Origin of the sequence: Nonomuraea aridisoli (genome assembly GCF_003236395.1) — a bacterium.
Lineage (GTDB): Bacteria > Actinomycetota > Actinomycetes > Streptosporangiales > Streptosporangiaceae > Nonomuraea > Nonomuraea aridisoli.
The window spans coordinates 1-8,081 of the sequence record NZ_POUD01000356.1 but is presented as its reverse complement, the minus strand read 5'-3'; the positions used below and the strand labels follow the sequence as shown (position 1 = coordinate 8,081).

The window sequence follows — 8,081 nt, the reverse complement described above, 5'->3', positions numbered from 1 at the left end:
CCGCACGACCACCCCGACCCCCCAGAACCGCTGCAGGCGCACGACCGAGCACCCCGCCCCGAACGGGAACGCCACGACGGGTCTCAAGGGCCGCTGCAGGTTCGCCCTGGACGTGTGCACGCCGAGCGTGAGCGTCCTGACGCGTGCCCGGGGGCGCTGCAGGTGCATGAGGCCGCGGACGGGCCGCTCGCGCGAATCCGCGTGCCCGGTGGCGCGGTGTCGGCCGCGCAGCTCCGCGAGCTGGCGGCGTGCGCGGAGGAGCTCGGCTCGGGCGTGATCGAGCTGACCTCGCGGGCGAACGTCCAGGTGCGCGGCCTGCGCTCCCCCGAGGGCTTCGCCGAGCGGATGGCCGCGGCGGGCCTGCTGCCCTCGCCCGCCCACGAGCGCGTCCGCAACATCGTCGCCTCACCCTTGGGCGGACGCGGCCCCGGCGGCCTGCTCGACCCGCAACCGCTGGTGGAGGCCCTGGACCGCGCACTGTGCTCGCGCCCCCGCCTGGCCGGCCTCCCCGGCCGCTTCCTGTTCGCCGTGGACGACGGCACGGGCGACGTCATCGGCCTCGACGCCGACGTCACGTACGTTCCGGGCCGCGGCCTGCTCCTGGCCGGCGCCGACACGCCGTTCCCCGCCGACGCCCGCACCGCCGCCGACCTCATGCTCGCCGCCGCCGAAGCCTTCCTCGACGAACGCGCCGACCAGCCCCTCCCGAACCGGACCACCACAGGCGGCAACCCCCACCAGGCCGGCCAAGCCACCTCAGGCCCCAATCCCGGACGGGAGAGTGGGGATGTGCGGGCGATCGCTCCACACGAGGACACCCGGCAGGCCGCTGGTGACGGGGATGCCGGACAGGTGGCCACGGACCCGGTCCTTGGCCGTGCCGCTTCGGACGGGGGTTCCGTTCAGCGTGAACATGGCGCGTGGCGGCTCGCCGAACTCCCGGACGGGGCCGCGCGGATCGCCGCCCGCCTCGGCCTGACCGCGACGCAACCCCCGGCCCGCACCACCGCACGCGAGCACTCCAGCGCAGTGCAGTCCTCCGGTGCGGCCCAGGCCACGGAAGTGCTCTCGGCCGCGCCCGCGTCTCCCGGCGGGCTGCGGTTCTCGGGTAAGACGCGGGCCGGGGTCGTGCGGCAGCGGGACGGGCGGGTGGCGCTCGAGGTGGTCGTGCCGCTCGGGCGGCTCAGCAGCGCGCAGGCGGAGGCGATCGCCGCGCAGGGCGCGCCCGTACGGTTGACGCCGTGGCGCAGCGTGGTCCTGCTGGACCTGGCCCCCGAGGCGGCCGACCGCGCGGCCGAGGCGCTCGGCGCGGCCGGGCTGGTCACCGACGCGGCCTCCCCCTGGGTCGGCGTGAGCGCCTGCACCGGACGTCCGGGCTGCGCCAAGTCGCGGGCCGACGTCCAGGAGGACGCGCGCCGCTGGGTGGCCACCCTGGACGCTCCCCCGCCGACGCCCGTGCACTGGGCGGGCTGCGAACGCCGCTGCGGACTCCCCCGCGGCCAGGTCGTGCAGATGGTCGCCACCGGCGACGGATACGAGGAAAGGCACCCTTGACCGACTACATCCGCGACGGCGCCGAGATCTACCGGCGTTCGTTCGCGACGATCCGCGCCGAGGCCGACCTCGACGGGATGCCGCCCGAGGTGGCGCAGGTGGCGGTACGCATGATCCACGCCTGCGGCATGACCGACCTCGTGACCGACCTGGACTGGTCGCCGGACGTGGTCGTCCGCGCGAGGGAGGCGCTGCGCGCGGGCGCACCCGTGTTGTGCGACGCGAACATGGTCGCCGCCGGCGTCACCCGGCGCCGCCTGCCCGCCGCCAACGAGGTGATCTGCACGCTGAACGATCCGAGCGTGCCCGGCCTGGCCGCGAAGATCGGCACCACCCGCAGCGCCGCCGCGCTCGAACTGTGGCGCGACCGCCTCGACGGCGCGGTCGTCGCGGTCGGCAACGCCCCGACGGCCCTGTTCCGGCTGCTGGAGCTGGTCACCGTCAAGACGGCGCGGCTGATCGGCGAGGCCGACGTGATCGCCTACCACTCGGCCCGGCACGGGCGCAGCATCGCCCGCTCGATCGCGGCGCCGTACATGCGGGACGGCCAGATCGAGGAGCTGCTGCTCTACCCGCTGACCACGGAGACCACCGACCATCCGGGCGGCTACCAGGGCGCGCTGGACGACTTCTACGCCGACTGCGCCGAACGGCTGGCCGCCCATCTGGACGCCGGCCGGACCGTGGTCGTGCTGGCCGAGGGCGACCCGCTGTTCTACGGCTCGTACATGCACATGCACAAGCGGCTCGCCCACCGCTACCCGACCGAGGTGGTGCCCGGTGTGACCTCGGTCAGCGGCGCCTCCGCCGTGCTCGGCCGGCCGCTGGTCGAGCGGGACGAGGTGCTCACCGTGCTGCCCGGCACGCTGCCCGCCGACGTGCTGGCCGAGAAGCTGGCCGGCACCGACTCGGCGGCGGTGCTCAAGCTGGGGCGGACGTTCGGCAAGGTCCGCGACGCCCTGGCGGAGGCCGGCCGGCTGGACGACGCGTGGTACGTCGAGCGCGCCACCATGGACGCCCAGCGGGTCGCGCCGCTGAAGGACGTGGACCCGGACGGCGTGCCGTACTTCTCGATGGCCCTGCTCGCCAGCCCGGCCGAGCGGACGTTCGTGCCCGAGCCCGCGCCCGCCGTCACCGCCGGTGAGGTCGTGGTGGTCGGGCTCGGCCCGGCGGGACGGCCGTGGCTGACGCCGGAGGCGCAGGAGGCGCTGGCCGCGGCCACCGACCTCGTCGGCTACGGCCCGTACGTGGACCGGGTGCCGCCCAACCCGCGGCAGCGGCGGCACCGTACCGACAACCGGGTGGAGGCCGAGCGCGCCCGGCACGCGCTGGAGCTGGCCCGCGCGGGCGCGCGGGTGGCGGTGGTGTCGTCCGGGGACCCGGGCGTGTTCGCCATGGCGAGCGCGGTGCTGGAGGTCGCCGCGGACTTCCCGGACGTGCCGGTGCGGGTGGTCCCCGGGCTGACGGCCGCGCAGGCGGTGGCCAGCCGGGTGGGCGCGCCGCTGGGGCACGACTACTGCGTGTTGTCGCTGTCGGACCTGCTCAAGCCGTGGGAGGTGGTGGCCGACCGGCTGGACGCCGCCGCCCGCGCGGACCTGGTGGTGGCGCTGTACAACCCGGCCTCGCGCAGCCGTACGTGGCAGCTGCCCGCCGCCCGCGACATCCTGCTGCGGCACCGCGCCCCCGCCACCCCGGTGGTGATCGGACGGAACGTCGGCGGCCCGGAGGAGACGGTCACCGTCACCACGCTCGGCGAGCTGGACCCGGCCCAGGTGGACATGCGCTGCCTGCTGATCATCGGCTCCTCGACGACCCGGCTCACCTCCCAGGGCACCGTCTACACCCCCCGCCGCTACCCCTCCTGAGCCGCCCAGGCCGCCGCCGCCTCGACGGTGTCCACCAGGTGGACGCCCTGGGGCAGGGGCGGCCGGTTCACCATGATGACCGGCAGGCCGAGTTCGCGGGCCGCGACGAGCTTGGCCGTGGTCATCCGGCCGCCGCTGTCCTTGGTGACCAGCACGTCCAGGCGGTGCTCGCGGATGAGCGCCCGTTCACCCTCGACGGTGTACGGGCCTCGGTCGAGCAGCACGCGCACGTTGTCCGGCACCGGCGGCTCGGGAGGATCGACCGACCTCGCGAGCAGCCACACGCCGGGGATCGAGGTGAAGACCGGCAGGCTCCGCCGCCCGGTGGTGAGGAACACCCGCGCGCCGGGGCGGCGGGACAGGCGGTCGGCGGCCGCCTCCAGGGACGGGACCCGGTGCCAGCGGTCGCCGGGGCCCTCCTCCCAGCCGGGCCGGCGCAGGACCAGCAGCGGTACACCGGTCGCCTCCGACGCCCGCGCCGCCGAGGCCGTCATCCGGGCCGCGAACGGATGCGTGGCGTCCACCAGCGCGTCGACGCGTTCGCCGGTCAGCCAGCGGGCGAGGCCGTCCGGGCCGCCGAAGCCGCCCTCGCGGACCTCCCCCACCGGGAGCCGTGGGTTGCTCACCCGCCCGGCCAGCGACGACACCACGTGCAGGCCGCGGCCGGCCAGGTCGGCGGCGAGCGCCCGCGCCTCGGCGGTGCCGCCCAGGATCAGGACGCGTCGCACGGCTGCTCCGGCCCGTGTCCGGCGCGGTCCCGTGCCGCGCTGTAGAGGTGGCTGTCGGGGAACTGGGTGGCCGAGAGCACCCGGCCGACGACGATCACCGCGGTCCGGCGGACGCCGGCCTCGTGGACCTGTTCCGCGATGGTGGCCAGCGTCCCCCGCAGGACGACCTCGTCGGCGCGGCTGGCGCGGGCCACCACCGCCACCGGGCAGTCCGCGCCGTACGACGGCAGCAGCTCGGCCACCACCGCGTCGATCCGCTGCACGGCGAGGTGCAGCACCATCGTGGCCCGGCTCGCCCCGAGGGTGCGCAGGTCCTCGCCGGGCGGCATCGGGGTGGCGCGCGCCGACGTGCGGGTCAGGATGACGGTCTGCCCGACGCCGGGCACGGTCAGCTCCCGCCCCAGCGAGGCCGCCGCCGCCGCGAACGCCGGCACCCCGGGCACGATCTCGTACGGCACCCCGAGCGCGTCCAGCCGCCGCATCTGCTCGGCCACCGCGCTGAACACCGACGGGTCGCCCGAGTGCAACCGCGCCACGTCGAGCCCGCCGGCGTGGGCGGCGGCGAGCTCGGCCACGATCTCGTCGAGCGTCAGGTTCGCGGTGTCCACCATCCTTGCCCCGGGCGGGCAGGAGCCGAGCAGCTCCCGGGGCACCAGCGACCCCGCGTACAGGCAGACCGGCGACGACTCCAGCCGCCGCAACCCGCGCACGGTGATCAGGTCGGCGGCGCCGGGGCCCGCGCCGATGAAGTACACGGTCACGGCGAGTCCTTCCTGGTGACCGACCACACGGTCACCGGCATCGCGGCCCGCCAGCCGGTGAACGAGCCGACGGGCGAGGCCCGCTGCACGGCCAGGCGGACGAGGTCGCCGCCGAGCCGGGCGTACCACCCGGCGACGACGGCCTCCGACTCCAGGGTGACGGCGTTCACCACGAGTCTGCCGCCCGGGCGCAGCGCGTCCCAGCAGGTCTCCAGCAGCCCGGGCACGGTCGCGCCGCCGCCGACGAACACCGCGTCCGGCGCCGGCAGGCCCGCCAGCGCGGCGGGCGCCCGGCCTTCGACGACGCGCAGCCCGGGCACGCCGAGGCGGTCGGCGTTGCGGGCGATGGCGGCGGCGCGGTCGGCGTGGCTCTCGATCGCCACGGCCGCGCACGACGGGTGGCTACGCAGCCATTCGACGGCGATGCTGCCCGCCCCGGCGCCCACGTCCCACAGCAGCTCGCCGGGCAGCGGCGCGAGGCGGGAGAGACTGACCGCGCGGACCTCCCGCTTGGTGAGCTGCCCGTCGTGCTCGTACGCAGCGTCGGGCAGGCCGGGCACGCGGGCGAGCGGCTCGGCCTCGGGCCCGGGGACGCATTCGACGGCGATCACGTTCAGCGCCGAGCGGGCCGGGCCCGTCCAGGCGCCGGCGGTCGCCGCCGTGACGGATTCGCACGCCGCGCCCAGGTCGCACAGGACGGTCATCGGGCTGGGGCCGTACCCGAGCCCGGAGACCAGCCCCGCTACCAGGGACGGAGAGTCGACCCCCGACCCCAGCACGACGAGCCGCCGCCCCGGCAGGACGGCCGCGTTCAGCGTGGCGGCGGGCCGGCCGACGAGGCTGACGACGTCCACCTGCTCGACCGGCCAGCCGAGCCGGGCGCACGCCAGCGAGAGCGACGACACGTGCGGCAGCACCCTGACCTCGGACGAGCCGAGGAGCCGGACCAGCGTCGAACCGATGCCGCAAAACATGGGGTCGCCGCTGGCCAGCACGCAGATCTCCCGGCCGGCGTGGCGCCGCAGGAGGTCGGGCAGCGCGGGCAGCAGCGGCGACGGCCAGACCACCCGCTCGGCGGCGGGCGACGGGGGCACGAGGTCGAGCTGCCGCGGCGCGCCCATGAGGACGTCGGCCGCCTCGACCGCGCGCCGGGAGGCCGGTGCGAGCCCGTCCCAGCCGTCCGCGCCGATCCCGACGACGGTGATCAAACGTTGCCCAGCACGCGCGTCACCCGGATCTCCACGACCACCCGCGACGGGTTCGGCCGGGGCGGCTTGTAGCGGGCCGCGTAGCGGCGCTCGGCGTCGGCCACCTGCTCCGGCTCGGTGCGCACCACCGCCCAGCCCTCCAGCGTCGACCAGCGGCGGCCGTCCACCTGGGTGAGCGCGACCGGCGCGCCGGACCCGCCGATGAGCCGCGCCTTGACGGAGCTCCCCGAGGTGATCACCCGGGCGGTCGCGGTAGCCAGGTCCAGCGTCGCGCCGACCGGCACCGCGTGCGGCGGGCCGCCGGGGCGCGCGGTGGAGAGCGTGCACAGGTGCCGCTCCTGCCAGAACGCGGCGAAGGCGTCGCCCTGCTCGGCCAGGTTCACAGTCCTCCTCGGGGAAATACGCGACGCACATCGTATATCTGCCGCTTTAGCGCGATTTATGCGTCCCTACACTCTTACGAGTGAAGCGTCTCCTCATCATCGGCATCGGCGCCGGCGATCCCGACCATCTCACCCTCCAGGCCGTCAAGGCCATCGCGGCCACGGACGTGTTCTTCATCGTGGACAAGGGCGAGGTCAAGCACGATCTGGTGCAGCTGCGGCTGGACCTCATCGCCGAGCACGGCCGGCCGCCGTACCGGATCGCCGAGGCGCGCGATCCGGAACGTGACCGCGCCGCGCCCGCGTACGCCGCCGCCGTGGAGGACTGGCGCGCCCGCCGGGCGCGGGCGTGCGAGGCGCTGATCCGCGACGAGCTCGCCGACGGTCAGACCGGCGCGTTCCTGGTGTGGGGCGACCCCGGCGTGTACGACAGCACGCTCGCCATCGTCGAGGACATCCTCGCCCGCGGGAACGTCGCCTTCGACCACGAGGTCGTCCCCGGCATCAGCAGCGTGGCCGCGCTGACCGCCCGCCACCGCACGAGCCTGACCCAGGTCGGCCGGCCCGTGCACCTCACCACCGGCCGCCGCCTGGCCGAGGACGGCCCGACCGCCGACGACGTGGTGGTCATGCTGGACGCCCACTGCTCGTTCGCCGGCCTCGACGACCACCACATCCACTGGGGCGCCTACCTGGGCACGCCCGACGAGATCCTCATCGCCGGCCCGGTGGCCGAGGTCGGCGAGCGCATCCGCGAGGTGCGCGCCGAGGCCCGCGCCCGCAAGGGCTGGATCATGGACACGTACCTGCTGCGCCGCCTGGAAGGGTGATGCGGCCGGTGGCCAGGTAGAACGGGGCCGGCACGAGCAGGCGCCGCCGGCGCACCACGGTGCGCAGCCGGTCGACGGGGGCGTGCGTGCCGGTGAAGAAGACGTAGAGGGTGTCGCGGTCGGCGTCGGTGTCGCCGTAGTGGAACGACGGGCCGCAGCCGCCCATCGCGAACCACGGCGAAGGTTCGTCGTCGGTGTCGAGCAGGCGTACGGGCTCGGCCGTCCAGTCGCGGCGGTCGCCGGAGGGCCGCGCGGAGCGCAGCCACCACAGGCCCTGGGCCGGGTAGTCCGCGGTGCCGAACAGGTTCGTGCCGCGGGCGACCACCATCTCGTAGTGGTCGCCCACGCGCTGCACGGCGTTGTCGAAGAAGCCGTCCTCCGTGGTGAACAGCACCGTGGGGGTGCTCCAACGGGTCAGGCCGTCCTCGCTCTCGACGTACTCGATGCGGTAGTCGGGCAGCTCGCCCCGGCCGACCTCGCCGACGGCCGACAGGTACCACATCCGCCACAGGCCCTCGTCGTGCCGCACCAGGGGTTCGAGGACGCTGGGGCGCTCGGCGGTGCCGGTGTGCACGGGCGGGCCGTGCCGCCGCCAGCCGACGGGGGTGCGGATCAGGCAGCCGATGGCGTAGCGGCTGGCGCGGCCGGTGACCGCACGGGTGGAGCGGCCGGCGTAGTAGACGCGTTCCTCGGCGCCGGCTCGCACGTACGACGGGGTGTGCATGCCGCGCCCGTCCCACGCCCGGGAGGGC

8 protein-coding genes are annotated in these 8,081 nt (G+C 75.7%); 3 read left to right on the top strand and 5 right to left on the bottom strand.

Features of this window, described 5'->3' with window-relative positions; translation table 11 throughout:
- Nucleotides 1–114 precede the first annotated feature (114 nt).
- A complete protein-coding gene (locus C1J01_RS51675) occupies nt 115–1,554 on the top strand; it encodes a ferredoxin-like domain-containing protein (RefSeq protein ID WP_220040412.1) in 1,440 nt (479 codons plus the stop codon).
- The gene (gene cobJ / locus C1J01_RS43635) at nt 1,551–3,419 is read left to right on the top strand and encodes a precorrin-3B C(17)-methyltransferase (RefSeq protein ID WP_181449298.1); all 1,869 of its coding nucleotides are present in this window, start codon (nt 1,551–1,553) and stop codon (nt 3,417–3,419) included. The genes C1J01_RS51675 and cobJ overlap by 4 nt, the downstream gene beginning before the upstream one ends.
- Here cobJ and C1J01_RS43630 read toward each other — a convergent pair.
- From C1J01_RS43630 to C1J01_RS52835, 4 genes are read right to left on the bottom strand one after another with little or no spacing between them, the layout of a single operon-like run.
- Entirely contained in the window at nt 3,407–4,147 is a 741-nt protein-coding gene (locus tag C1J01_RS43630) for a cobalt-precorrin-6A reductase (RefSeq protein ID WP_220040411.1), read from the bottom strand. The genes cobJ and C1J01_RS43630 overlap by 13 nt on opposite strands.
- Nucleotides 4,132–4,908, bottom strand: coding sequence for a precorrin-4 C(11)-methyltransferase (gene cobM, locus C1J01_RS43625; protein ID WP_111184903.1), 777 nt, complete (start codon nt 4,906–4,908; stop codon nt 4,132–4,134). The genes C1J01_RS43630 and cobM overlap by 16 nt, the downstream gene beginning before the upstream one ends.
- Nucleotides 4,905–6,116 (bottom strand): precorrin-6y C5,15-methyltransferase (decarboxylating) subunit CbiE, encoded by a 1,212-nt coding sequence (cbiE, locus tag C1J01_RS43620; protein WP_235855058.1) that lies wholly within the window; start codon nt 6,114–6,116, stop codon nt 4,905–4,907. The genes cobM and cbiE overlap by 4 nt, the downstream gene beginning before the upstream one ends.
- Entirely contained in the window at nt 6,113–6,499 is a 387-nt protein-coding gene (locus C1J01_RS52835) for a pyridoxamine 5'-phosphate oxidase family protein (protein WP_235855057.1), read from the bottom strand. The genes cbiE and C1J01_RS52835 overlap by 4 nt, the downstream gene beginning before the upstream one ends.
- Nucleotides 6,500–6,579: 80 nt before the next feature.
- Between C1J01_RS52835 and cobF the strand changes: the two genes are divergently transcribed.
- A complete protein-coding gene (gene cobF, locus C1J01_RS43615) occupies nt 6,580–7,329 on the top strand; it encodes a precorrin-6A synthase (deacetylating) (RefSeq protein WP_111184901.1) in 750 nt (249 codons plus the stop codon).
- Here the strand turns inward: cobF and C1J01_RS50635 are convergent.
- A partial coding sequence (locus C1J01_RS50635) for a hypothetical protein (protein WP_181449297.1) occupies nt 7,292–8,081 on the bottom strand: 790 nt, incomplete at its 5' end. The two genes, cobF and C1J01_RS50635, sit on opposite strands and share 38 nt — an antisense overlap.